Below are 24,908 nucleotides of genomic sequence, written 5' to 3'. Positions count from 1 at the left end.
CGGGCGTTCGAGCGAAGGGCGGATCCCGGAATCCGGCACGCATGAACCACCGGCGCCCGGGGCACGTCCTCATCAACACAGCAGAATCCTCAGAGAAGAAAAGCCACGAGCGGGAACGTTTTCGGCCTGGTTGGATGTTGACCCTGGTACGACAGCTCGTCGAGCTAGAGAAGAGGCGACGTGACTACTGTTCTGACCCCTGCGAGCCCGCTCACCGCGGCTGACCGCTGCGACCGCTGCGGCGCCCAGGCCTACCTGCGCGTCGTACTCGCCAGCGGCGGAGAGCTGCTCTTCTGCGCCCACCACGGCCGGAAGTTCGAGCCCGAGCTCAAGAAGATCGCCGTGGAGATACAGGACGAGAGCGGCCGTCTCACCACCGCGACCACCGTGACGGCCACCGACGACGAGCGCTGATACAGGGCGCCACCAACAGCAGCCGGCCTCGAGCTGTGTCCGGTCGCGCACCACGCGCGACCGGTGAGCCGGGCGACGGACCCCTTCGGGGGCCGGTCGCCCGGCTCTGCTGTACCCCGGGCCGCCCTCCCGGGCCCGGCCGTTGCCCCGAGCCGTGGCCCCGGCGGCGTCCGACGCGGCGTCAGAACCCGGTGCCGGCACGTGACCGACCGCTCACCCGCCGCGACGACCGCGGCACCGGAGGCGCCTCGTTCGCGGCTGCCACCGGCGTTCGCGGGCGTTCACCGGTGGTTGCGAGTGGTCGCGGGTGGTCACAGCACCGAGCGCACTGCGTCCGCGACCGAGGACACCCTGGTGTAGACGCCCGGGTGGGCCGCCTCGGCACAGCCCGTCCCCCAGGAGACCAGGCCCACCAGCCGACCGTCGACGATCATCGGGCCGCCGCTGTCGCCCTGGCAGGCGTCCTTGCCGCCCCTCTCCTCGCCCGCGCAGACCATGCCCCGGGCGTCGAACCTCCCGTCCTGCCCGCCCGGATAGGCCTGCGCACAGACCTGGTCCGGCACGACCGGCACGGACACCCCGCGCAGCACGGGCGAGTAGTCGCCCCGCCCGGTGGTGTCACCCCAGCCGTACACCTGGGTCGTGGTCCCGGCCGCGTACGGTTCGGTCTCGCCCTGGCCGACCAGCTCGACCACCGGCAGGGCGCCCTGGGACTCCGCAAGGGTGAGCACCGCGACGTCGTTCATGTTGGCGGCGAAGGAGTAGTCGGGGTGGATCCAGACCGACCGCACCGCCACCTCCCGGCCGGACGTGCCGCGCATGTCGTCCCGGCCGACGATCACCTTCAGGCCCGGCCGGTCCACCCGGCCCCTGGCCTCGTCGTAGAAGCAGTGCGCGGCCGTCACCACCTTGGTCGGGGTGACCAGCGCACCCCCGCAGAACTGGCCGGAACGGCCGCTGCCGAACTGCTGGCGGCTGGACAGCGCCACGATCCACGGGTGGTCCGCGGTGCTCACCGCGCTGCCGCCGACCACCCGGCGCTGTGCCTCGGCCGGCGCCGCGGTGCCGAGGGCGACCAGCGGAACGGGAACGGCGGCGAGCAGCGCCAGCACGGCGGCCCTGCGGCGGCGGCCCGCCCGGTCGGCGGCCGGGTCGGCGGGGTCCGCCGGGAACGGGGCGGGCGTCGGCAGGTCTGTGCGGTCCGGCTCGGTCGGCACCGTGACTCCAGGAGGCTCGGAAGCGGGCAACCGGCACAGCGTAGGTGACCGGCTACACGGTGCGACCGCTTCCCGTCGCGCCGCCACCCGGACGAGGGACAACCACCACCCGTACGCTGACGCGCCCGGGCCCGGACAGCCGCGAAGGCCCGGAGCCGTGCGGCTCCGGGCCTTCGCGTGGAACGACTGCCGTCGATCAGTCCAGGTAGTCGCGCAGCACCTGGGAGCGCGACGGGTGGCGCAGCTTCGACATGGTCTTCGACTCGATCTGGCGGATGCGCTCACGGGTGACCCCGTACACCTTGCCGATCTCGTCCAGCGTCTTCGGCTGGCCGTCGGTCAGGCCGAAGCGCATCGAGACCACGCCCGCCTCGCGCTCGGACAGGGTGTCCAGCACCGAGTGCAGCTGCTCCTGGAGCAGGGTGAAGGAGACCGCGTCGGCCGGGACGACCGCCTCGGAGTCCTCGATCAGGTCACCGAACTCGCTGTCGCCGTCCTCGCCCAGCGGGGTGTGCAGCGAGATCGGCTCACGGCCGTACTTCTGGACCTCGATGACCTTCTCGGGGGTCATGTCGAGTTCCTTGGCCAGCTCCTCCGGGGTGGGCTCGCGGCCCAGGTCCTGGAGCATCTGGCGCTGGACGCGGGCCAGCTTGTTGATGACCTCGACCATGTGCACCGGGATGCGGATGGTGCGGGCCTGGTCGGCCATGGCGCGGGTGATCGCCTGGCGGATCCACCAGGTGGCGTAGGTCGAGAACTTGTAGCCCTTGGTGTAGTCGAACTTCTCGACCGCACGGATCAGACCGAGGTTGCCCTCCTGGATCAGGTCCAGGAAGAGCATGCCGCGACCGGTGTAGCGCTTGGCCAGCGAGACCACGAGGCGGAGGTTGGCCTCCAGCAGGTGGTTCTTGGCCCGGCGGCCGTCCTCGGCGATGATCTCCAGCTCGCGCTTGAGCTTCGGGGCGAGCTTGTCGGCGGCCGAGAGCTTGTCCTCGGCGAACAGGCCGGCCTCGATGCGCTTGGCGAGCTCGACCTCCTGCTCGGCGTTGAGCAGCGGGACCTTGCCGATCTGCTTCAGGTAGTCCTTGACCGGGTCGGCGGTGGCACCGGCGACGGCGACCTGCTGGGCCGGCGCGTCGTCCTCGTCGTCGTCGGAGAGGACGAAGCCCTCCGACTCCTCCTCCGGAGCGGTGCCCTCGGCCTCGGTCTTGTCGCCGGGCAGCGCGACGTCCTCGAGCAGCTCCTCCTCGCCGAGCAGCTCCTCGTCGCCCTTGGCGGTCTTGCCGGCGGCGGTCTTCTTGGCAGCGGTCTTCTTGGCCGGCGCGGCGGTCTTCTTCGCCGCGGCCTTCTTGGCCGGCGCGGCCTTCTTCGCGGGAGCCGCCTTCAGCTCGGAGCCGACCGCGGTCCTCCCCTCGGCGGTGATCTCGGCGGAGACGGTGGGAGCCGAGGCCGTGGCGGCCGCGACGGCCGGAGCCGCGACGGGAGCGCCGGGGGCGATCCGCACGGGCGGCTTGGTCGGGGCCGACGAGGCGGCCGGGGTCCGGGTGGTGACAGCCTTGGTGGCGGTGCGCTTGGTGGGGCTCTTGGCAGCAACGCTCTTGCGCTTGGCGCCGGCCGGTTCGGCCGCGCTGACCATGAGGTCCACCCCCTCCTCAATCAGCACCTGGTTGAGGCTGCGCATGACGTTCTTCCACTTGGTGACCGGGATCTGGTCCGCCTCGAACGCCTGGCGCACGTCGTCACCGGCGATCTGCCCCTGGGCCTTGCCCCGCTCGATGAGCGCCAGCAGAGCCGCGGACTCGGCGATCTCGGGGGGAAGCGAACGGGATGTGCTGGCCGACACGAACAACCTCTCGGACGATGAGTGGATCTCGAACCCGTACCGGCCGCCCGAGCGGGCGGGGAAGGAGATCGCGCGTCGGACGCGCGGTGTCGATTCCGACCGACTCGGGCTTGAGGACTGGGTTTGCAGGACGGCAGCAGCGCCGCGGACCAACACAGCATTCTGACATGTTGGAGTATTCCGGAGCTGCTTCCGCTCAGGACACATCGCTGCTACTCGTCAAGTGTTACGCATGGCCTTCGTGTCGCGGGTCACACCGACCCGGCGCCCGCAACCCGGGGCCGCTTCCATCATCGCGCACTCGCGGGGTGAACTGTTGTCATGGACAAGCCGCGAAACGGGCTCGTCCTTCGCCTGCCCGCCTTCCCGGGCCCGGTGACCCCTCCCGGGCGCGGCCGGCTCGCCCGGCTTCCCCCCGGCTCCCCCGACTCCGGCTTCCCCCGGCTTCCCCGTCCTTCTCCCGCCCCCGGCGTTCCCCACGTTCTCCCGGCTCCGGTCGACCCGAGGGTGACGGCATGCGGAGGCCCCCCGGCTGCGCCGCACGATGCGACCGGAGGGCCCTGGCGGAGCGGACCGCCGCCAGCCGGCGCCTCCGCTCGTGGAAACAGCCCGTTCAGTGCTCCCTGGGCGCGGGGACGGACGGCTCGACCTCGGGATGGACGGTGAGCAGCGCCCGCATCGCGACCTCGCCCGCGGTGCCGTCGCCGGCGCCCAGCGCGTCCACCAGCCGGGCGTGCAGGCCGACCGAGGACTCGGAGGGCCGCTCGCAGGAGATCGCCGGGCCGCCCGAGACCTGCAGCGCGCAGGCGACGATCCCGGACAGGTGCTCCAGCATCCGGTTGCCGGCCATCTGGAGGATCAGGCCGTGCAGCTCGGCGTCGGCCCGGGTGTACGTGGAGAGGTCGGCCTGGGAGGCGGCGTGGCCCATGATCTCGACCAGCTCGACCAGGCGCTGCTGGACGTCCTCCCGGCCGTGGCCGGCGGCGAGCCGGGCGGCCAGCGGCTCGATCGCCCAGCGGAGCTCGAACAGCTCCCGGCGCTGCTCGTCCCGCTGCGGACCGAAGGCGCGCCACTCGATGATGTCCGGGTCCAGCAGGTTCCAGTCGCCGACCGGACGGACCCGGGTGCCGACGTTCGGCCGGGCGCTGACCAGGCCCTTGGCCTCCAGCACGCGCAGCGACTCGCGGACGACGGTCCGGGAGACCTCGAACCGCTGGCCGATCTCCTCGGGCACCAGCGGGCGGTCGGCACCGAGATCGCCGGAGACGATCATCTGGCCGAGCTGCTGGACCAGCTGGCCGTGCAGACCGCGGCCGCGGCTGCTGGTGGTCTTGCGGCCGACCCGACCGATGTCGGACTCGGCGCCCTCCCAGCGGGGCGCCGGCGGGGTCGGCCGGTCGGCGTACGAGAAGCGGTCCAGGTCGCCGGGACCGTGGATGGGCCCATCGGCGGAACGGGCGGGGGTCATGGTGGGGTGCGCAAGGGTACTCACGCCTCCTTTGTCGGCGATCCGCAGGCGTGGCTTGAGAATTCTCGTGAAAAGCACACGAAAGGGTGATCGACCGTGACTGGATAATTGACTTCTTATCAGGAAGAACCGCGCATTACGGTCACTGCTGGTCGATCTTGGTAGCCACGGGCAGGACCGCACCCCGGGGGCTTCCGCGGGACCGGACAGGGCCGCCCATGGGTGCGGCGCCGTGCGGGAGGCCCTGCGCGATGCGCAGCCACGGGCCTACAGGGCGCGGCGGCGGGCCTGGACCAGCAGGGCGGCGAGCAGCAGGAGCCCCGCGGGGGCCGCGACCGCGGCGAGCAGCGCCGGATCGGTCAGCGCCGCGCTCCCGGCCACCGCCTCGTGCGCACCGCCGTACACCCAGCCGTAGGCCCACTCGATCCCGGACTGGAACGGCAGCAGCTCGGCCGCCCGGGTCGGCCACGGCCTGCCGGTGTGACGCAGCAGCAGGGCGACGCCGGACTCCAGCAGCGGCGGCAGCGCGCACAGCAACAGCACCCCGGCCGCGGCGCTGCGGGTCAGCGAGGCCGTCAGCACCCCGGTCCAGGCCGCCACCACGGTGAGCAGGACGAAGGCCAGCAGGGCGGCGGGCACCCCGTGACCGGCCGTCAGGCCGAGCGGGGAGAACACGCCCGGCAGGTCGGACAGCCCGGACAGCCCGGCGCCGGTCACCGCCGCGGACACCCGGTCCGACAGCGCGGCCGGGTCCGCCCAGGCCGCCACGGTGACGCCGTCCGGCAGCGCGAGGTGCACGGCCAGCGTGTCGAGCAGCAGGGTGGCCAGCGCCAACAGGGCCGCCACCGGCCCGATCACCAGCAGCTTGGCCAGCAGCAGTCGCACCCGGCGCGGGTACGACACCTGCGAGGCCGGCAGCCCCGGGTGGCGCACCTCGTGCCCGTACGAGAGCGCGCCCAGCACCCCGGCGCCGAGCGCCGCGAAGGGCAGCGGGACCAACGGGACGGCGGCGGTCAGCAGCCGCACCCCGGCCGGGGCGGCCAGTGGACCGTCCGGGGACTGGTCCGCCAGGACGGCGGCCACGACGGCGTCGCCGAGCAGCACGGCGGCGAGCAGCAGCCAGGTGGAACGCAGGCCGCGCAGGCGGCGCAGCTCGTAGGCCAGGACACGCACGGTTCACTCGCTCCGGTGGTCGTCGGGGGTGGCGGGGGCAGGGGCTGCGGGGATGGCGGGGGCCGTGGGGGCGGCGGGGGGCTGGGCGGTGGAGACCCGGACGACGCTCGTGCCCGAGACGGGGCGACGGAGGCGGACGGTGTCGTCGGTGAGCAGGTCGTCGGCGCTCACCCGGCGGCCCGGCGGCCGGACCCGGGCGGACGGCTGCGGCAGGGCCGGGGCCGGGTCGTCGCGGAAGAGCCGGTCGACGGCGACGGTGGGCGCGGGGGCGGGCTTGGCGGGGGCGTCGGACCCGGCCTCCGCGGTCGGCTCCGGCCGACGGCCGACGGGCCCGGGGCGGCGGCCCGCCGAACCGAGGACGGGGAGCGCGGCGGCGATTGCCACGGCGGGCAGGGCGCGGGTGGGCAGGGAGCCGTCCTCCCGGCGGCGGGGGGCGTTGCGCTTCGGGGCGGTGGCGGCACGGGGGACGGGGGCGGAGGCTTCGGGGACGGAGGCTTCGGGGGCGGAGACGGTGGCCGGTTCGGCCGGAGTCGTCACGGCTCCGACCGGGGTGGGCTCGGCGGCCGGTTCGGGGATCCGCTCCGCGGCCGACTGCGGGCCTGACTCTGACTTCGGTTCCAGGTTCGGTGCCGGGTCCGGTTCCGGGTTCGGTTGCTCGGCCGGCTCCGGGCTCGGCCCCGCCCCGGGTTCCGGGTGGAGGCGGAGGTGGCCGGAGCGGCCCGAGCCGGCCGGCAGGACGACCCGCGGCGCCGGCTGCTCGACCACCCGGTCCGCCAACTCGTGCAACAGGATCCCGTGGCGGTAGGCGAGTTCGCCGATCTCGGTGCGGTCGATGCCGGCCACCGCGAGGCCCACGCTGCCGTCCCGTCGGACGTCCGCGCCCTGGCTGACCAGCAGGTCCGCCAGCCGCGCCATCTGCGGCCCCCGGACGGCCACTTCGGGGCTGAGCCTGGTCCGCCGGAACTCCGCGACCGGCTGGTCGGCCACCAGTCGACCGCGGTCCAGGGTGACCACCCGGTCCGCGAGCTGCGAGGCCTCCTGCGGCGTGCGGGTGGTCACCAGGACCGTTCCGCCGGCGGCCCCGAAGGAGCGCAGGAAGGAGTGGAACCACTCGACGTTGCGCGGTGACAGACCGTCGGCGGGCCCGTCCAGCAGCAGCGCGCCGGGGTCGCCGAGCAGGGCGGCGGCCAGGGCCAGGCGGCGGTGCATGCCGGGCGAGAAGGTGCGCAGCCGCTGCCCGGCGACGGCGGCCAGCCGGGTCTGCTCCAGCAGTTCGTCGGCCCGCCGGGCCGGGACGCCGACGGCCGCGGCGAGCATCCGCAGGTGGCTGCGCGCCTTGCGGCCCGGATGTCCGGCCACCGCGGCCTCCCCGGTGCCGGGCAGCAGCACCCCCACCTCGCGCTCGGGGTGGCGCAGCCGACGGTAGCGGCGGCCGTCGAAGAGCGTGACACCCTGGCCGCGTTCGAGTTCGAGCATCAGCCGCAGGGCGGTGGACTTGCCCGCCCCCTCGGCGCCGAGCAGCGCGGTCACCGTGCCGGGCCGGGCATCGAAGGTCAGGTCGAGCACTGCGGGCGGAGCGCCCTTGCGGTAGACCTTGGTCAGTCCGGTGATCTGGATCATCGCTGGCTGCTCCCGTGCCCTCGGCCGAGCTGTTCGACGCGGAGCACCCCTGACGGGCGGGCATGCACCCGCGCGGCTCCGCGCCAGCACATTAGGGGGCGGCGACGGCTATTCCGGGCATTACGGGAACGGCACGGGCCCGCCGGCTGCCCACCTCACCCGATCAGGGGACAATCCGATCCTGCGATTCACGGTCGACCGGTCCGTTCCGGGTCCCGGCGGAGTCGGTTGCTTCGGTGACTTCGGCAGCTCCGGTGGCCTCGGTGGTGCCGGTGGTGTCGGCAGCTTCGGTGGTGCCGGACGGGCGGGGCTCCGTGTCCGATGAGGGGTGCGGCTCCTACCGGGAAGGCCAGGGCGGTGGCGGGAGCTGCTCACCGCCGCACTCCGCGTGGAAGTCGTCGACGGCGGCCTGGCCCTCGACCCCGATCTCGCCCAACCGCTCCCGCTCGGCGGCCAGCCGTTCCTCGACGGCGGCGATCGACTCGGGCGCCGCGTGCTCGGCCTGCAGCTCGGCCAGTTCCTTCTCCGTTGCGGTGGTGGTCCTGTCCAGGCTCCGGTAGTCCGCCGCCAGCCCCTCGATGAGGATTCGCTGGTTGGCGCAGTCCTTGATGGCCATCGCGGGACTCCCTGGGCCGGAGGCCTCCGGCCCGGGCGGTCGGAGCGTCCACCGACACTCTGCGCCGACGCCCCCGGGTCCGCAGCCAGACCAGGCCATTCGGCTACCCGATGCCGCGCAACGGCGGGTCGGTACCGGGTCCGGGCGGACCTGGCGCAGGGCTTGGCGGAGGGCTGGGGACAGGACCGGGCACAGGGCCCGCGGGGGTCAGGACTCCGGGCGGAGCATGGGCGGGTTGAGGACGGTCGCACCGCCGGCGGTGAACAGCTGGGCCGGGCGACCGCCCTGACGGGTCGTCGTGCCGCCCGAGGGCAGCAGGAAGCCGGGGGTACCGGTGACCTTGCGGTGGAAGTTCCGCGGGTCCAGCACCACGCCCCAGACCGCCTCGTAGACCCGGCGCAGCTCACCGACGGTGAACTCGGCCGGGCAGAAAGCGGTGGCGAGGGAGGAGTACTCGATCTTGGAGCGGGCGCGTTCCACACCGTCGGCGAGGATCAGGCCGTGGTCGAAGGCGAGCGGGACGCCGTCGGCCGGGTTCTCCCCGAGGAGTTCGCCGACCGGGGCCCAGCGGGCGCCGCTGGCGTCGCCGCCGGCCCGGGGCGTCGGCAGGTCGGGGGCGAGCACCAGGTAGGCGACGCTGACCACGCGCATCCGGGGATCGCGCTGCGGGTGGCCGTAGGTGGCGAGCTGCTCGAGGTGGGCGCCGGCCGCACCGGGGCCGACCGCGTCCTGGCCGGGGGCGGTGTGGGCGCGCAGGCCGGTCTCCTCGGCCAGCTCACGGGAGGCGGCCTCGGCCAGGCCCTCGTCCGGGCGGACGAAGCCGCCGGGCAGCGCCCAGTACCCCTGGAACGGCGGCTCGCCTCGTCTGACCAGCAGGGCGCAGAGCGAGTGGTCGCGCACCGTCAGCACCACGAGGTCAACCGTGACAGCGAACGGGGGGAAGGCCGACGGATCGTAGCGCGACATGGCGACGATCATAGTCGTCTCTCTGACGATAAGCACAGGCCCGTGCGTGGCCGCTCCTGGCCGGTGGCCCCCGCCCGGCCCGGCGCGGTTCGTGTACGGGCCGGGCGGGGCCGGGAGCGGACGGGACCGGTGCCGGTGACCCGGTGTCACCGACACCGGGCCCGGACGGGCGGTGGCGGGCGGCGGCGGGCTCAGCGGGCGACGAGTTGCAGGTCCTCGGACGCCTCCTCCACCATCGCCACGCCGATCCGGCTCACCCGGACGGAGAAGGGCTCGCCCGCCACCCGCAGACCGGTCAGTTCCAGCTCGCCGAGCGGTGCGGTGCTGGCCGGGCGGACCAGCACCCGGCCGCCCGGGACGTCGGGCCGGACCCCGGCGAGGGCGAACACCGCGTGCACGGCACCGGCCGCGGAGACCGCCGCCGGGCGGCAGGCGGCCGGGTGCGGCACCGGCGGGCAGCCGGGGGTGCGCTGCTCCCCCGCGTACATCTCCGGCAGGCGCCCCTCGAAGTGGGCGCTCGCGGCGAGCAGGCCCTCCAGCAGGGTGCCGGCCTCGTTCTCGTGACCGGCCTCGGCCAGTCCGGCGACCGCCAGCGCCGTCTCATGGACCCGCACCGCACCGCCGCGGTGGCCCAGCGGGTTGAAGCGGAGGGACTTGGCGCTCAGGGTGCGCAGGCCCCAGCCGCTGTCCAGCTCCGGCGCGACCAGGCGCTGGGCGAGCAGCCGGGTCTGCTCGCGGTCCAGCAGGCTCTCGTTCCGGCCACCGTCGACGGCGAGCCCGGTGTCCAGCAGGTGCACCAGGGAGGAGGCGACGGCGGGCAGCGGCTGGCCGCCCGGCGCCAGCCCGGCCGCGGGGCGGCCGCCGGAGAGGTCGTCGACCCAGAACCGCTCGCGGAAGCGCCGGCGCAGCCCGGCGGCCCAGCCGCGCCAGTCCTCGGCGTCCGGTCGACCGAAGGCCTCCAGCAGCTCGGCCCCGTGCAGGGCGGCGCGGTGGGCCTGCGCCTGGACCTCGGCGCGGGCGGCGACCGGGTGGGCGGAGCGCTCCTCTGCCGGGCGACTCAGGTCGGTGACGAAGCCGTCGACCAGACCCTCCCGCAGGGCGGCCAGGGCCCGCTCGGCGGTCGGCAGCAGCTCGGCGACCTCCGCCGGGGGCAGGCCCCAGCGCCAGGCCTCGGCCAGCACGGTGACGAACAGCAGGGTGGCCTCGGTGGCCGTGCAGGTGGGTGGCAGCTCGGGACCGCCGTGGCGCAGGGCGCCGGGCAGCAGGCCCTCGGTGCGGCCCGGGGCGGGGGCGAGCTGCTGGCGGCGGGCCAGCGCCCGGAGGGTGCCGGCCGCCAGCCGGGTGCCGAGCGGCAGGGTCAGCCGGGCGGCCCAGAGCGCGTCGGCCGGGGCGAGGCCGAAGCGCCAGGGCGCTCCGGAGGCCGGGTAGAGGTCGGTCGGGCGGTCCGGGTCGGCGAACAGCAGCCCGCCGAGGGCGTCCAGCGAGCGGGAGACCAGTGGGGCGGCCCGGGTGTCGTCGCTGCGGACCTCCGGCTCGGACCAGGGCAGTGGTGCGCCGGTGCCGCGGCCGCCCGGCGGGCGCGGGCCGCCGGCGGCGGTCTCCAGCTCGGTGTGCAGCTCGACCGACCAGCGGGCGCCCGGCTGGACCTCCAGGTCCCAGCGGAGCACGCCGGCGCCGGCCAGGACGGCGTGCGGGGAGGGCTGGGCGCTGACGACGGCGCTGTGCACCGGGCCCGTCCAGCGCAGTCCGGCGGACTGCACCTGCCCCGGCAGGTCGGGCTGGCGGTGCCCGGCCGCGATCTCGGCGACCGGGCCGAGGTCGGTGCCGAGGGCTATCTCCAGTGGCAGCCGGGCGGGCCGGGGACCGGTGTTGCGCACGACCACGGTCTCCACGCCGTCCGCGTGCCGCAGCCGCTCGACGGTGAGTGCCGGATCCGGGTCGAGGTCGCCGGGGATGCGGACGGCGCCGAGGAAGCGGGCCTGGGCGGTGCTGGTCAGGGTGCCCTGGAGCGGCAGCGGCTCCATGCCGCCCAGCCGCAGCTCCATCCGGGCGAGCACCCGGACGCCGTTGCGGTAGAAGCCGTGCAGGCCGTGGCCGCGCAGCTGGCCGTCGGGGCCGGAGGCGGCCATCGCCGGGGCGTTGACGCAGATCACCGCATGGTGGACGGCGGGCGGCTGCGGCCGCGGCGGGGCCGCGGCTCGGCCCGGGCCGAGCGGTGCGCCCGCGGGCCCGGCTGCCGGGGCCTGGTCGTGGCGGCCCACCGGCCTGGGCGGCGCGCCGACCACGCTCTCGGCCGGCATGGCCTGTGGTGGCCTCATGGCGGTCACCGGACTCTCCTCCCCTCGGCGGTCCGGTGGCCGGGTCAGGCCGGTGGGCCGCGAGCATGCTCGATCGCGTGCTGATGATGCCGGGCCGGCGGGGCCGTCCCGTCGGCGGGTGTGCCGTTTCTGGCCGTACCCGGTGACGGGTCGTGCCATGCGGTGCTCGGTACCGGGCCGGTACCGGCGCGCCGCGCCTTCGTTCCCGGGGCCCCTCGCCGTGGCCCGGCACGCCGTCAGGTCCGGCGGCCCGGTCGGCCGGTGACGCCCTTCCCCCGCGGCCCGCACCCGCCGTGACGCTCGGCCCCCTGGTGGCCACCGGTCATGGTGCCGCACGCGGCCGCCGACGGCTGCCGGTGTCCGGGCGCTCGGGTCCGCACCGCCCGGTGATCGGCCCGCCCGAACCGGGCGGAGACCCCCGGAGTGAACGCCGCGCACCGCCACCAGGTCACGCCCCGCCGCTGCGCCGCTGGTCGGGACGGTTCTGCCAGGCGGCCGTACAGCTTCTGTCGGAACGTCACCGGGGCCTCCGCGCGGGCGCGTCACCGTCCGCGATCCGGGGCCGGCACTCGTCTTGCGGGCCTCCGTCGGGCCCGCTCGGGGCGGTCGTCGGCCGGGGTCGGCCGACCGGTCGGACGGACGGGGCGGTCGAACCGGTGCTCGACCGCCGCCAGGATACGGTGCGGGGGTCGCGGCCCCCGCACCCGGTGACCCCGTGAACCGCGACGCCATCGCTGTGACCAGCAGAGACCGAGGAGTTGCATGTCCACCATCAGCCGGCTGCCCGGGATTGTCACGACCGACCACGTGTTCCAGCTGCCGCTCGACCACGCCGCCCCGCAGGGCGAGCAGATCGAGGTGTACGCCCGCGAGGTGGTCGCCGCAGGCCGCGAGCGGGCCGACCTGCCCTGGCTGGTCTACCTCCAGGGCGGGCCGGGCGGCAAGGCCGCCCGGCCGCTCGGCCGGGACTCCTGGCTGGAGCGCGCCCTGGACGACTACCGGGTGCTCCTGCTCGACCAGCGCGGCACCGGGCGGTCCACCCCCGCGACCCGGCAGACCCTCGCCCGGCGCGGTGGTCCGCAGGAGCAGGCGGACTACCTGGCCCACTTCCGCGCGGACTCGATCGTCCGGGACGCCGAGCTGATCCGCGAGCGGCTGCTCGGCGCCGACCGGCGCTGGAGCGTGCTGGGCCAGAGCTTCGGCGGCTTCTGCACCCTCACCTACCTCTCCATCGCCCCCGAGGGCCTGACCGAGGCCTTCATCACTGGTGGCCTCTCCGGCCTCGGCAGCTCGGCCGACGACGTCTACCGCGCCGCCTACCCGCGGGTGGTCGGCAAGAACGAGGGCCACTACGCCCGGTTCCCGCAGGACGTCCAGGCGGTGCGCCGGATCGCGGCCCACCTCGCCGACTCCCCCGCGACCCTGCCGGACGGCGGGCTGCTCACCGTCGAGGCGTTCCAGGCGCTCGGCATGCTGCTCGGCGGCGGCAACGGCTCCGGCACGCTGCACTACCTGTTGGAGGAGGCCTGGGTGGAGGGCGCGGCCGGGGCCGAGCTCTCCGATACCTTCCTGGCCGGCGCCCAGGCCCAGCTCTCCTTCGCGGGCGGCCCGCTCTACGCGGTGCTGCACGAGTCGATCTACGGCCAGCGGTCGGTGGACCAGGGCGGCACCGCCTGGGCGGCCGAGCGGGTCCGCAAGGAGTTCCCGCAGTTCGACGCCCGGGCCGCGCTGGAGTCCGACGCGCCGGTGCTGTTCACCGGGGAGATGATCTACCCCTGGATGTTCGACACCGACCCGGCGCTGCGCCCGCTGAAGGAGACCGCGGACCTGCTCGCCGCCCGCACCGACTGGCCCGACCTGTACGACCGGGTGCGACTGGCCACCAACACCGTGCCGGTCGTGGCGGCCGTGTACCACGACGACATGTACGTGGACACCGCCGACTCGGTGGAGACCGCCCGCGCGGTGCGCGGCCTGCGGACCTGGATCACCAACGAGTGGGAGCACGACGGCCTTCGGATGAGCGGCGGCACGGTGCTGGACCGCCTGATCAAGATGGCGCACGGCGAGGCGTAGCGACCCTCGGGCCGGCGCCGCGGCGCGGAGCGGCTCAGTGCGCACGGTGGCCTCCTCCCGCCGCCCGCCGGACGCCCCGGCAGCGGTGGTGGCCGGTCCGGGCGGCGGGCACGCAGGCCGCCGCCCGGCCGAGCCGCAGGCCCCGGGCGAACCGCTCCCCGGCCACCCTGGCGTGCCCGGGCGCCACGGCCCGTCCGGGCGCCGACAGCAGGGCGACCGCCCCGGCACCACCGCCGTCCGGCTCCGGGCCTCCCGAGCCGTCCGGGGCGCCCTGACCCGGATCCGTCGGTACCGACGCCGTGGACGAGCCCTTCCGGCGACCGCCACGCCGGTGCCGCCGCGCGCCGGCCGACCGCCCGTACCGCTCACCTGAGGGCTCGTCGGCGCCCGGGGCGGCGGGCCCGGGACCCGCGTCGTCGCGGAGGGGCGCCCCCTGGGCGGGCGGCGGCACCTCGGCGTTCGGCGCTCCGCCCGCCGGAGGCCGCGGTTCCTCGCCCGGGACCGTGGCGACCCCGGGCTCCTCGCGCCGCCGGCGCTGAGCCTCGACGGCGGCCAGCAGCCCCTGGGGCGTCATGCCGTCGTTGAGCGACTCGTAGAGCAGCTCGGCCAGCAGGTAGCCCGGGGCGAGCCGCAGGACGTGCCCGAGCACGACCCGGGCCGTCGCCGTGTCCCCGGCGACCCAGGACGTCCAGGCCAGCAGGGTGAGCGGGGCCACCGCACAGCCCTCGTACGGCGGCACGGCCCGCCGGGCGAGGAAGCGCCAGAGCCGCTCGGCCGGGGCCAGTTCGTCGGGCCTGGCGTACTCGACGCCGCGGTCCCGCACCAGGCGGTCCCGCAGGGCGAGCAGCAGCTGGGCCGTCCGGTCCGCGTCGAGTTCCCTGGCTCCGGCCCGGAACTCGGCGAAGGCCTGGTCGAGCAGGGCGAGGCGCTGCTCCCTGGCGAGGGCGTCCACGGCCTCGGCCCGGGCGAGCGCCTCGCGCTGGGCGGCGTCCGCCGGCGGACCGACCGGGTCCAGCCCGCCGATGATGGCCTTGCGGCTGCCGCGCGGCACCAGGCCGGCCACCGTCGCGGCGGCGGCCGCCGGACCGGGCTCCGGGCTGCGCCGCACCGGATTGCCCGCCGCGTCGCAGCACCCGTCGCCGCGGCAGAGGAAGGACCACCAGCGGCCGTCCGAGACGCACAGCGCCTCCTTGACGGCCACGCCCCGGCGCCCGAAGGCCGCCCGGAGGGCCTCCGCCAGCGGCCGCAGCCCGTCCACCACCGGCGGGGCGTGGGCCGTACCGCGGTCCTGGCAGAGGTAGAGGAGCACCTGGAGCGGCCGGGCGCCGTGCCGCTCGGAGAGCGCGACCAGCAGGGCGGCCGTCTCCTCCGCCGCGGCCGGCCACTGCGCGGGCGACCGCGGCAGGTCCGCCCGGATCACCCCGCCCTGGTGCAGGCCGGGGCCGTGGAGCCCCACCGCGACGATGCTGTCGTCGGGGTAGAAGCCCAGGAAGTACGGAAGCAGCTCGGCCATGTCGGCCGGGCCGCGCATGACGACCTGCCGGTGGTCGGAGGCCGGTCCGAGGGACAGAATGACGTGTTCGTTGTTCATCGCGTTCATGGCCGCAAGAGTGGACGCAATCCGCGAACGATGTCGGAACCGACTTTTTTCCTGTGGATAACTCCGCCCCCGAATTTTCCCTCACTCATTCGGAGCAGGCGACACTCCCTCCCGCGAGTGGATTTTGACCGCCGTTCAGCGGATCAGCGGATGAAATGCACCCCGCCTTCCCCCGTCTCCGCTCCCCGGCATTCGTCGCTTGTCGGCGGTACGGGGTTACATGGACGCCATGCAGCAGCCCGACATCCACACCACCGCCACCGCCGACCGCGCCGAGGTCCGGGCGCGGGCCGAGGCCGTCCTGCGCGAGCTCGCCGGCCCCGGAGCCACCCTGCGCGAGGACCAGTGGACGGCCATCGAGGCCCTCGTGGTCGACCACCGCCGCGCCCTGGTCGTCCAGCGCACCGGCTGGGGGAAGTCCGCCGTCTACTTCATCGCCACCGCCCTGCTCCGGGCCCGCGGCGCCGGGCCGACGGTGATCGTCTCACCGCTGCTCGCCCTGATGCGCAACCAGGTCGAGTCGGCCGGCCGGGCCGGCATCCAGGCCCGCACGATCAACTCGGCCAACACCGACGAGTGGACCGCGATCCAGGAGGAGGTCGCCGACGGGAAGGTCGACATCCTGCTGGTCAGCCCCGAGCGGCTGAACAACCCGGACTTCCGCGACCAGGTGCTGCCCGAGCTCGCCGCCTCCACCGGCCTGCTCGTGGTCGACGAGGCCCACTGCATCTCGGACTGGGGGCACGACTTCCGCCCCGACTACCGCCGGCTGCGCACCATGCTCGCGGACCTGCCGCCCGGCGTCCCGGTGCTGGCCACCACCGCCACCGCCAACGCCCGGGTCACCGCGGACGTCGCCGAGCAGCTCGGCACCGGCACCACCGACGAGCACGCCCTGGTGCTGCGCGGGCCGCTCGACCGGGAGAGCCTCACCCTGGGCGTGCTCTCCCTGCCCGACCCGGCGCACCGCCTCGCCTGGCTGGCCGACCACCTCGACCGGCTCCCCGGCTCGGGCATCGTCTACACCCTGACGGTGGCCGCCGCCGAGGAGGTGACGGCCTTCCTGCGCGAACGCGGCTTCCCGGTGGCCTCCTACTCCGGCCGCACCGAGGACGCCGAGCGCCGCACCGCCGAGGCCGACCTGCTGGCCAACCGGGTCAAGGCGCTGGTCGCCACCTCCGCGCTCGGCATGGGCTTCGACAAGCCCGACCTCGGCTTCGTAGTGCACCTCGGCTCGCCCAGCTCGCCGATCGCCTACTACCAGCAGGTCGGCCGGGCCGGGCGCGGAGTGGACCGGGCCGAGGTACTGCTGCTGCCCGGGCGCGAGGACGAGGCGATCTGGCGCTACTTCGCCTCGCTGGCCTTCCCCCCGGAGGATCAGGTGCGCCGCACCATCGACGCGCTGGCCGAGGCCGGCCGGCCGCTCTCCACCGCCGCCCTGGAGCCCCGGGTGGACCTGCGCCGGGCCCGGCTGGAGACCATGCTCAAGGTGCTCGACGTGGACGGCGCCGTCCGCCGGGTCAAGGGCGGCTGGACGGCCACCGGCCAGAGCTGGGAGTACGACACCGCCCGCTACGCCAAGGTCGCTGCCTCCCGGGAGGCGGAGCAGCGGGCGATGCGCGACTATGCGGCGGGCACCGGCTGCCGGATGGAGTTCCTGCGCCGCCAGCTGGACGACGAGGAGGCCGCGCCGTGCGGCCGGTGCGACAACTGCGCGGGGCCGCTGCACACCCCGGACGTCTCCGCCGAGGCGCTGGCCGCCGCCCGGGCCGCGCTCGGCCGCCCGGGCGTGAGCTTCGAGCCCCGACGGCTCTGGCCGACCGGGATGGACGCGCTCGGGGTGCCGCTCAAGGGCCGGATCCCGGCGGGCGAGCAGGCGGAGACCGGCCGTGCGCTCGGCCGGCTGTCCGACATCGGCTGGGGCAACCGGCTGCGCACCCTGCTCGCCGAGCAGGCGCCGGACGTGCCGGTGCCCGGCGAGGCGGTGGACGCCCTGGTGGCGGTGCTCGCCGACTGGGCCCGCGGTCCGGGCGGTTGGGCCGGGCCCGCGACCACGGAGGGAGCCCGGCTGGACCGGCCGGTCGGCGTGGTGACGATGGCCTCCTCGGCCAGGCCCCGGTTGGTCGGCAGCCTGGGCACGCGGATCGCCGAGATCGGGCGGCTGCCGCTGCTCGGCCGGATCGAGTACGTCGGCGGGCTGCCCCCGCACGGCGCCCGCAGCAACAGCGCCCAGCGGCTGCACTCGCTGGCCGGCGCGCTGGTCCTGCCACCGGAGGTCGAGCAGGCGGTGGCGGCAGCCGGTGGGCCGGTGCTGCTGGTGGACGACCTCGTCGACTCGGGGTGGACGGTCACCGTGGCCGCCCGGCTGCTGCGCCGGGCGGGGGCGAGTGCGGTGCTGCCGCTGGTACTGGCCGTGCAGGGGTGACCCGACGCCGGAAAACCGGCGGAGGAGCCCTCTCGTTCACTCGAATGGCCCAACAGAAAGGATCAAGCGAAGCGATTTCGATCACACCCGTCGAACGGCCCGAGAAAGGAGTGGTCACCGTGCCGATGACGGCTCACCCTGCCCTCCGGGCGTTGTGGATCAAGGCTCGGCGGCACCTCCACGGCGTTCGGGCGACTGTGGAACATATCCGGCAGACCATGGGCTATCGGATGGCGTTCATCATTTCATCGTTGCCGCTCCGCCCCCGATGCCCCGAGAATTGGGGGGTACCCGAAATCCGGTCCGCTGGACCCGCCCTTCGGCGTACCCAGGCACCCGCCTGCCCACGGGCCAGGAAGGAGGATCGTGATCAACGGTATCGGCCGAGGTCAGAATCCCTTCTCCGGGAGCCCGGAACCCAGACGGGTGCTGGACCTGGAGACCTGGACCGCCTCGGGGATCCCGTTGCTGCGCGACCCGCGCGAGTTCGTCGTGGAACTGCACCAGCGCCACCTGCCCCAGCCGGGCACCGTCGTGGTCGCCGTCCTGGACGCGCTCCACCACCTCGCCGCCTCGGCCTCGTTCACCCCCTGGCCGCACGACACCGACGGATGGCAGCACCGCAACGCGCTGCTGGCGAACCTGCGCCGGATCATCCCGCACGACCTGCGACTGCCCGAGCCGACCCGGACGGCCCTACTGCTGCGCTGCCGCGACGGCGCACCCGGCTGGACGGCGCAGGACGGCGCCTGGATGTGGGCGCTGCGGGACGCGTCCGCACTGCACGGACTGCGCTGCGGGGCGTACATCGGACTCACCCCGGCGGGCTGGCAGGTCCTCGGGGACGGTCGGGGCGGGCGCAAGCCGCACTCGGGCTCCTGGGCCGAGGGGCCGGTGCACACCGTGACGGAACTGCCGCCGCGTTCGGCGCTGGAGGCCCCGCGCGGCCAGCGGACCCGCCTGCTGGCGGCCGACCAGGCCAAGCGCGGCGAGGACACGGCGCGCTCCCCGCAGTCCGATCCCCCGTGGACCGCGACGCGGGCCGCGGCAGCCGAACCGACCCGCCGCACCGGCACGCGCTGAGTCCGCGGCAGCCCTCGGCCGTCAGGCCGTCAACACCGGCCTTCGGCAACGGCCGTCGGCAACGGCCGTCAGCCACCGGGGGCCGCGGAACGGACCTCGGGCCCGGCACCGTACGGCGGCGCCGGGCCCGAAGTGGACGGCTGTGGTCAGGCCTTGCCCGGGCGGCCCGGCGTGGTTCCGGCCGCGCCCCTCGCGGCCGGGCCGGCGTCGCCGCAGACCACCAGCAGCGCGGTCGCGTGGTCGAGCGCCCTGGCGTACGCCTCGGCGACCCGGGCGGACGGTCCGCCGTTGACCACCAGGACGACCACCTCGCGACGGACCGGACGGGTCAGCGCGGCGTCCGCGTAGAACACGTCCCCGCCCTCGGCGAGCTGCGCCCAGTAGCGCTCCTCACCGAAGGACAGCTCGTGCTGCTGCCAGGGGTGCGCTTCGCCGACCGTCAGCACCAGGATGTCGCCCGGGTTGCGGCCGGACTCCAGCAGCAGGTCGACCGCGTCGTCGGCGCGCTCCACCGCCTGTGCCGGGGTGGCGGCGATCCGCTGGACCTCCACCCGCGGTTCGGCGGGGGCCGGGCGGCGCGGTGCCGGCCCGGGCTTGGGGACCAGTTGCGGCGGGCCCGGACGGGCGGCGCGCGGCGGGGCCGGGCGCGGGGGCGCCGGACGGGGTCCGGGCACCGGAGCCGGGGCGACGACGGTGGTGGGTGCGGTGGCGGGGGCTTGTGCGTCCGACTCGCGGAGGAAGGGAACGCCGGGGCCCGGGAGGCTCTCGTGAATCTCCGGCTCCTCGGGGAAGACAGGCATACCCGGATATCTATCAAATGCCGGTCGGACGCGCACGGGCACCCCACCCCTTGGGCACCGGCCTCCTGCCGCCCCCTCCCGGGGCAATTCCAGACGGACCGTCAGAAACCGAGCGTCAACTGTTCGTCGGCGGACCCCTGGCCGTCGCCCGCACCCTCCCGAACGCGCTTGAGATGGCGCCACTTCGGCAGTCCGTCCATGTACGCCCAGGAGAGCCGGTGGTGCTCGGTGGGGCCGAACTCCTCCAGCGCGGCACGGTGCACCGGGGACGGGTAGCCGGCGTTGTCGGCGAAGCCGTAGTCCGGGCACCCCTCGCCCAGTTCGGCCATCAGGCCGTCGCGGTGGACCTTGGCGAGCACCGAGGCGGCGGAGACGCAGATACAGGACTGGTCGCCCTTGATCACCGTGCGCACCCGCCAGGGTCCACCGAGGTAGTCGTGCTTGCCGTCCAGAATCACCGCGTCGGGTTCGACCGGCAGCGCCTCCAGCGCGCGGACGGCGGCCAGGCGCAGCGCCGCCGTCATACCGAGCTCGTCGCACTCCTGCGGGGTGGCCTGCCCGAGCGCGTACGCGGTGACCCAGTCGGCGAGGACGGGTGCGAGCGCGCGACGGCGCAGCTCGGTGAGCAGCTTGGAGTCGGTCAGCCCTTCCGGCGCCTTGCGCAGACCGGTGACGGCCGCGCCCACGGTGACCGGCCCGGCCCAGGCGCCGCGCCCGACCTCGTCGAGACCGACGACGATCTTGGCGCCGGCCCGGCGGAGCGAACGTTCGACGGAGTGCGTCGGGGGGACGATGGGCATGGCGTAATCCGTTCAGCGGGGGCAGCCTCCAGCCTAAGCCCGCTCACGACCGCCGAATCCGCCTCCCGGGAGGGAGGGGTCCGGGGGAGGCGCCGGGTCCGGCAGCCCCCGGGCCCGGCAGCGACCGCCTCAGGCCCGAATCATCGGCTCCAGCACCTCGTCCACCAGCCGACCGGCGAACCCCGGCCCCATGTTCTCCAGCCCGCGGATCTTGACCTGGTAGAGCAGCATCGCCGGAATGACGTCGGCCACCAGCGGGGTGGCCGCACCGAGCCGGACGTCGCCGCGCTCGGCACCGCGACGCAGGATCTCCAGGATGGTCCGCGCGGTCGGCTCGATGACCCGGTCGGTGATGAAGGCCTTGAAGACCTCGGCCCGCTCCTGGTCGATCTCGCCCATCAGCGCGTTGAGCGCGGAGCCCGTCGGGGAGGCCATCGCCTGCGTGAACCCCTCGATGAGCCGGTGGAGTTCGTCACGCGCGGACCCGAGGTCGGGGGTGTCGTAAGGGCGTGGAAGAGTGGCGTCCAGGGCGTCGATGACAAGTTCGTCCTTGGATGCCCAGCGCCGGTAGAGCGCGGCCTTCCCGGTCCGCGCCGCGCCGGCGACCCCTTCCATGGTGAGCCGCGCGTATCCGCCGGAGGTGAGCTGGTCGAGGGCGGCCTCGAAGATCGCGTTCTCCAGTTCCTTCCCCCGGCGCCGCGCCGGCCGCGTCAGCGCCTGGCGGGCGGCCCGCACCGGACAGAAGCCCGGTTCGCCACCCGGCCCCGAGCCCGACCCGGCGCCCGACCCCCCTGGCGCCACCCCGACGCCCTCCTCCCCCGGTCGAACGGCCCCGGACCGGACAGCCCCGGACCGGACAGCCCCGGACCGCACGGCCTCAGGCCGGAGGACCTCAGGCCGGAGGACCTCAGGCCGAACAGCCGCCTCTCCGGGCGCCGGCCCCGCCGAACCACCCGGCGACCGACCGGACCGGTCCGCCACCAGGCGTCGCACCAACCGCTCCATCGCCACCACCCTTAAGGAACGCTTGCGTTCACAATCACGGCCAGGATATCGTCCCGCCTAGTGAACGATCCCGTTCCTTCTCGGCCTGCGCAAGGGCGCAGTGCCATGCCCGGACCGGCGACTCCGCCGGCCCCGCACCACCGAGCACATAGCCAGCAGGGGGCACATTCGTGGCTATCTCCGACACGCTCAGCAAAAACCCACCACCGCGGACGAACCAGGGGCGGGGCAAGGGCATCACCCTGACCGTCATCGCCGCCACCCAGCTCATGGTGGTCCTCGACGCGACCATCGTGAACATCGCGCTGCCGCACATCAGGGACGCCCTGGGCTTCTCGACCACCGACCTGTCGTGGGTCATCAACGCCTACACCCTGACCTTCGGCGGGCTGCTGCTGCTCGGCGGTCGCGCGGGTGACATCCTCGGCCGCCGAAGGGTGTTCATCTTCGGCACCCTGCTGTTCGGCCTGGCCTCACTGCTCGGTGGTTTCGCGCAGGACAGCAGCCTGCTGCTGGCCGCCCGCGCGCTCCAGGGCATCGGCGGCGCGATCTGTTCCCCGACCGCCTTCGCCCTGATCGCCACCAACTTCGACGAGGGACCGGAACGCAACCGCGCGTTCGGCGTGTTCTCGGCGGTGGCGGGTTCCGGCGCAGCGATCGGCCTGCTGGCCGGCGGTCTGCTCACCGAGTACCTGAACTGGCGCTGGGTGTTCTTCGTCAACGTGCCGATCGCCATCCTGATCGCGATCGCCGCGCCGCGCCACATCGCCGAGTCCGAGCGCCACCCGGGCCGCTTCGACCTCCCCGGCGCCCTCACCTCGACGCTCGGCCTCGTCGGCCTGGTCTACGGGTTCATCCGGGCCGCCTCGGACGGCTGGTCGGACGGCATCACGCTCGGCTCCTTCGCCGCCGGCGCGATCCTGCTCGCCGCCTTCCTCGTGGTCGAGAGCCGCACCGACCAGCCGATCACCCCGATGCACCTGTTCGCCAACCGCAACCGCACCGGCGGCCTGGTGATGATGCTCTGCCTGGCGGCGGCCATGTTCGGCATCTTCTTCTACGTCGTGCTGTTCGTGCAGGGTCCGCTCGGCTACAGCCCGCTGAAGGCCGGCGTCTCCTTCCTCCCGATCAGCGTCGCGATCATCATCGCCGCGCAGATCGCCTCCAACCTCCAGGCCAAGTACGGCCCGAAGCCCTTCATGGCGGGCGGCGCACTGCTGGTCACCGTCGGCCTCACCTGGCTGACCCAGATGAGCAAGGACAGCGGCTACCTGGACGGGGTCCTCGGCCCCACGGTGGTGTTCGGCTTCGGCATGGGTCTGATCTTCGTCCCGGTGATGCTGCTCGCGGTCGCGGGTGTCCCGGGCGAGGAGACCGGCGCCGCCTCCGGCCTGCTCAACTCGATGCAGCAGATCGGCGGTTCGCTCGGCCTGTCGATCCTGACCACGGTCTTCGCGCACTACGCCACGGCCGAGGCCGCCGTGCAGCTGCCGAAGTTCATGGAGAGCGCGAAGCCTGAGCAGCTGGCCTACCTCCAGCAGCACCACGAATTCCCGCAGGGCACCGACGCCGCGAACACCGTGCTCACCCAGGGCATTTCGCACGGCTTCATCGTGGGCGCCGCGCTCGCGGCGGTCGCCCTGCTCGTCGCGGTCTTCGTGATCAAGGCCAAGGCCAGCGACCTGCCGAGCGGCTCCTCCGCCGTCGCGATGCACTGACACCGTCACCGTCACCGTGTGCCGACGCCGCCACCGCCACCGCCACCGCGCGCCGACGCCGTAGGTGACGGACCGGCGCCGCACGACGCCAAGGGCCGGCCGGGAGCAGCACGCTCCCGGCCGGCCCTACCGCTGTCCGCGGCCCCCGCCTCCACCCTCGGGCGGTCTACCAGGCCTCGTACGCCAGCCCCGCCTGATCGCAGGCCGTACGGCCGACCGTCCTCGAGTCGACCCTCGGCCGCTCCGCCAGGATCTCCCGGGCCCGGGTGGCCGCGAGGTTGGTGGCGTACCAGGGCTTCGACTCCGCCCCCAGGCCCTGCCCGATCAGCTGCAGTGCACAGCTCCGCTGCGGCTCGGGGAGCCGGTCCAGGGCGGGCACCGCGTCCGCCGAAAGCCCGCGGACGTTGCGCAGGTCGATGGCCGCGGTGCGCGGGTCGTCCCGCAGGGCCTGCTCGTACCGGGTGACGTTCTGCTCGGCGACGATCGCGTCCGGGCCCATCAGGCCGTAGACCGCGACGGTGAGCATCCCGCTGAGGACGACGACGCGCGGCAGCCAACCGGCACGGCGGGTCAGCCCGGCGGCGATCAGCAGCAGGAAGACGGCACCCAGCCAGACCTCGACCACCAGCACCCAGAGCCGCAGCCTGGTGAGCCCGGAGGCGTCCACGTAGAACCACATCCGGCCGAGCGCCGAGGCGACCACGACCAGCGCCAGCAGGCAGAGCAGCCCGAGCAGGATCCGCGCCACCCGGCGGTCGGCCACGGTGGTGCGCGGCGCCCAGCGGTTGGCGACCGCCACCACGACCAGCGTCAGCACGGTGATCACGCTCAGCTGCCAGAAGCCCTGCCGGGCGTACTCGGAGCGGCTCATCCCCGTGTTGCTCAGCACGGCGTCCGCGCCGCCGAGCACCACCACGGCCTGGATCACCGCGAAGACACCGAACATCAGGTTCAGCCCGATCAGCGGAAGCGCCCACTCCAGCCGCCGCCGCTCCCGGCCCGGCCGGATCACCGTACGGTCCCAGCGGCGCGGGCCGGCGGCCATGTGCGCGAAGCCCAGCACGGTCACCGTTCCGAGCACGAACAGCGCGCCGCGCCCCGGGAGCTGGTCGAGGTCGAGATCCGGACTGAGACCACCCAGCAGATCCGCCATGGCGGCGTCGGCGCTGGCGAACAGCAGGCCGAAGACGGTCAACAGGGCGGCGGCGACCCCGAGCGCCTTGAGCACCGGGACGATCCGGTCGCGGCCGGGCAGCGGCCGCCGGTCCATGCTCTCCCAGACCCAGACCACCGAGGACACCAGCTGCCACACGATGCCGGGCAGCGGGAACAGCACACCCGGCCAGCGACGGCCGCCGTGCAGCGCCAGCGAGGCCAGCGCCAGCGCACCGACCACGGCCGGCACCGCGGGCCAGCCGGCGTCCCACCGGGCCGGGACGGCGAGCAGGGCGAGGGCGAGCAGGCTCCACACCGCCGTCCAGGGTCGGATCCGGCGCCCGGCTGTCCGGGCGGCGATCCCCGCCCCGACAGCGGTGGCGGCGCCGAGCAGCAGCAGGTTGGGCCCCAGGCCGTCGTAGAGCAGCCAGGCCGCCAGCAGGCCGGTGAGCAGGGCCGCCAGGAGGACCTTGGGGGTGGCCCCCGCCCGGCGCTCGGGGGCGCTGGGGCCCAGCCACGCGGGGGGCGAGGGCACGGCCACGCCGGGCGCCCGGCCCGGACCCGGCCTGCTCTGCGGCTGAGTGCCCGCCGGGCGGTACGGACCGTACGGG

18 protein-coding genes are annotated in these 24,908 nt (G+C 74.8%); 5 read left to right on the top strand and 13 right to left on the bottom strand.

The window, feature by feature from the left end:
- The first annotated feature begins 180 nt into the window (after positions 1-180).
- Positions 181-414: a hypothetical protein gene (locus ACFVU7_RS37470; RefSeq protein WP_049650788.1), complete on the top strand. Its 234-nt coding sequence runs from the start codon at positions 181-183 to the stop codon at positions 412-414.
- 311 nt (positions 415-725) lie between these two features.
- On the opposite strand, the gene ACFVU7_RS37465 is transcribed toward ACFVU7_RS37470, so the two are convergent.
- From ACFVU7_RS37465 to ACFVU7_RS37430, 8 genes are all read right to left on the bottom strand, one after another.
- Complete coding sequence (locus tag ACFVU7_RS37465) at positions 726-1,526, bottom strand: trypsin-like serine protease (RefSeq protein ID WP_049650795.1); 801 nt, start codon at positions 1,524-1,526, stop codon at positions 726-728.
- Between the two features lie 301 nt (positions 1,527-1,827).
- Positions 1,828-3,480: an RNA polymerase sigma factor gene (locus ACFVU7_RS37460; protein ID WP_375876182.1), complete on the bottom strand. Its 1,653-nt coding sequence runs from the start codon at positions 3,478-3,480 to the stop codon at positions 1,828-1,830.
- A 607-nt stretch (positions 3,481-4,087) separates the two neighbouring features.
- The gene (locus tag ACFVU7_RS37455; protein WP_049650790.1) at positions 4,088-5,020 is read right to left on the bottom strand and encodes a FadR/GntR family transcriptional regulator; all 933 of its coding nucleotides are present in this window, start codon (positions 5,018-5,020) and stop codon (positions 4,088-4,090) included.
- 189 nt (positions 5,021-5,209) lie between these two features.
- The gene (locus ACFVU7_RS37450; protein WP_074005672.1) at positions 5,210-6,115 is read right to left on the bottom strand and encodes a hypothetical protein; all 906 of its coding nucleotides are present in this window, start codon (positions 6,113-6,115) and stop codon (positions 5,210-5,212) included.
- Between the two features lie 3 nt (positions 6,116-6,118).
- Positions 6,119-7,735 (bottom strand): ATP-binding cassette domain-containing protein, encoded by a 1,617-nt coding sequence (locus tag ACFVU7_RS37445; protein ID WP_074005673.1) that lies wholly within the window; start codon positions 7,733-7,735, stop codon positions 6,119-6,121.
- A 337-nt stretch (positions 7,736-8,072) separates the two neighbouring features.
- Positions 8,073-8,351, bottom strand: coding sequence for a hypothetical protein (locus ACFVU7_RS37440; protein ID WP_074005674.1), 279 nt, complete (start codon positions 8,349-8,351; stop codon positions 8,073-8,075).
- A 207-nt stretch (positions 8,352-8,558) separates the two neighbouring features.
- Positions 8,559-9,317 carry an NUDIX domain-containing protein gene (locus ACFVU7_RS37435; RefSeq protein WP_074005708.1) on the bottom strand — a complete coding sequence of 253 codons (759 nt, stop codon included), beginning with the start codon at positions 9,315-9,317 and terminating at the stop codon, positions 8,559-8,561.
- A gap of 191 nt (positions 9,318-9,508) precedes the next feature.
- Complete coding sequence (locus tag ACFVU7_RS37430; protein WP_241853172.1) at positions 9,509-11,635, bottom strand: glycogen debranching N-terminal domain-containing protein; 2,127 nt, start codon at positions 11,633-11,635, stop codon at positions 9,509-9,511.
- Between the two features lie 762 nt (positions 11,636-12,397).
- On the opposite strand from ACFVU7_RS37430, the gene ACFVU7_RS37425 reads away from it, so the two are divergent.
- A complete protein-coding gene (locus tag ACFVU7_RS37425) occupies positions 12,398-13,711 on the top strand; it encodes an alpha/beta fold hydrolase (RefSeq protein ID WP_074005675.1) in 1,314 nt (437 codons plus the stop codon).
- A 34-nt stretch (positions 13,712-13,745) separates the two neighbouring features.
- Here ACFVU7_RS37425 and ACFVU7_RS37420 read toward each other — a convergent pair whose 3' ends face one another.
- Positions 13,746-15,311, bottom strand: a complete 1,566-nt coding sequence (locus ACFVU7_RS37420; protein WP_074005676.1) for a DUF4192 domain-containing protein — start codon at positions 15,309-15,311, stop codon at positions 13,746-13,748.
- Between the two features lie 229 nt (positions 15,312-15,540).
- On the opposite strand from ACFVU7_RS37420, the gene ACFVU7_RS37415 reads away from it, so the two are divergent.
- Both ACFVU7_RS37415 and ACFVU7_RS37410 read left to right on the top strand, forming a co-directional pair.
- Entirely contained in the window at positions 15,541-17,736 is a 2,196-nt protein-coding gene (locus tag ACFVU7_RS37415; RefSeq protein WP_107418950.1) for a RecQ family ATP-dependent DNA helicase, read from the top strand.
- Between the two features lie 363 nt (positions 17,737-18,099).
- Positions 18,100-18,819 (top strand): hypothetical protein, encoded by a 720-nt coding sequence (locus ACFVU7_RS37410; protein WP_380719014.1) that lies wholly within the window; start codon positions 18,100-18,102, stop codon positions 18,817-18,819.
- 146 nt (positions 18,820-18,965) lie between these two features.
- On the opposite strand, the gene ACFVU7_RS37405 is transcribed toward ACFVU7_RS37410, so the two are convergent.
- The 3 genes from ACFVU7_RS37405 to ACFVU7_RS37395 form a co-directional block, all read right to left on the bottom strand.
- Entirely contained in the window at positions 18,966-19,619 is a 654-nt protein-coding gene (locus ACFVU7_RS37405; RefSeq protein WP_074005679.1) for a hypothetical protein, read from the bottom strand.
- A 101-nt stretch (positions 19,620-19,720) separates the two neighbouring features.
- Positions 19,721-20,419: a ribonuclease HII gene (locus tag ACFVU7_RS37400; protein ID WP_049653099.1), complete on the bottom strand. Its 699-nt coding sequence runs from the start codon at positions 20,417-20,419 to the stop codon at positions 19,721-19,723.
- Between the two features lie 129 nt (positions 20,420-20,548).
- Positions 20,549-21,220 carry a TetR/AcrR family transcriptional regulator gene (locus tag ACFVU7_RS37395; protein ID WP_388050145.1) on the bottom strand — a complete coding sequence of 224 codons (672 nt, stop codon included), beginning with the start codon at positions 21,218-21,220 and terminating at the stop codon, positions 20,549-20,551.
- 374 nt (positions 21,221-21,594) lie between these two features.
- On the opposite strand from ACFVU7_RS37395, the gene ACFVU7_RS37390 reads away from it, so the two are divergent.
- Positions 21,595-23,142 (top strand): MFS transporter, encoded by a 1,548-nt coding sequence (locus ACFVU7_RS37390; RefSeq protein WP_049653101.1) that lies wholly within the window; start codon positions 21,595-21,597, stop codon positions 23,140-23,142.
- A gap of 166 nt (positions 23,143-23,308) precedes the next feature.
- Here the strand turns inward: ACFVU7_RS37390 and ACFVU7_RS37385 are convergent, their stop codons facing one another.
- Positions 23,309-24,832: a DUF4153 domain-containing protein gene (locus ACFVU7_RS37385; protein ID WP_388050142.1), complete on the bottom strand. Its 1,524-nt coding sequence runs from the start codon at positions 24,830-24,832 to the stop codon at positions 23,309-23,311.
- Positions 24,833-24,908 lie beyond the last annotated feature (76 nt).

This window comes from Kitasatospora sp. NPDC058046, from assembly GCF_042885595.1.
Lineage (GTDB): Bacteria > Actinomycetota > Actinomycetes > Streptomycetales > Streptomycetaceae > Kitasatospora.
Note: the sequence above shows the minus strand (reverse complement) of the source record. Positions and strands in the feature narration are given on the sequence as shown.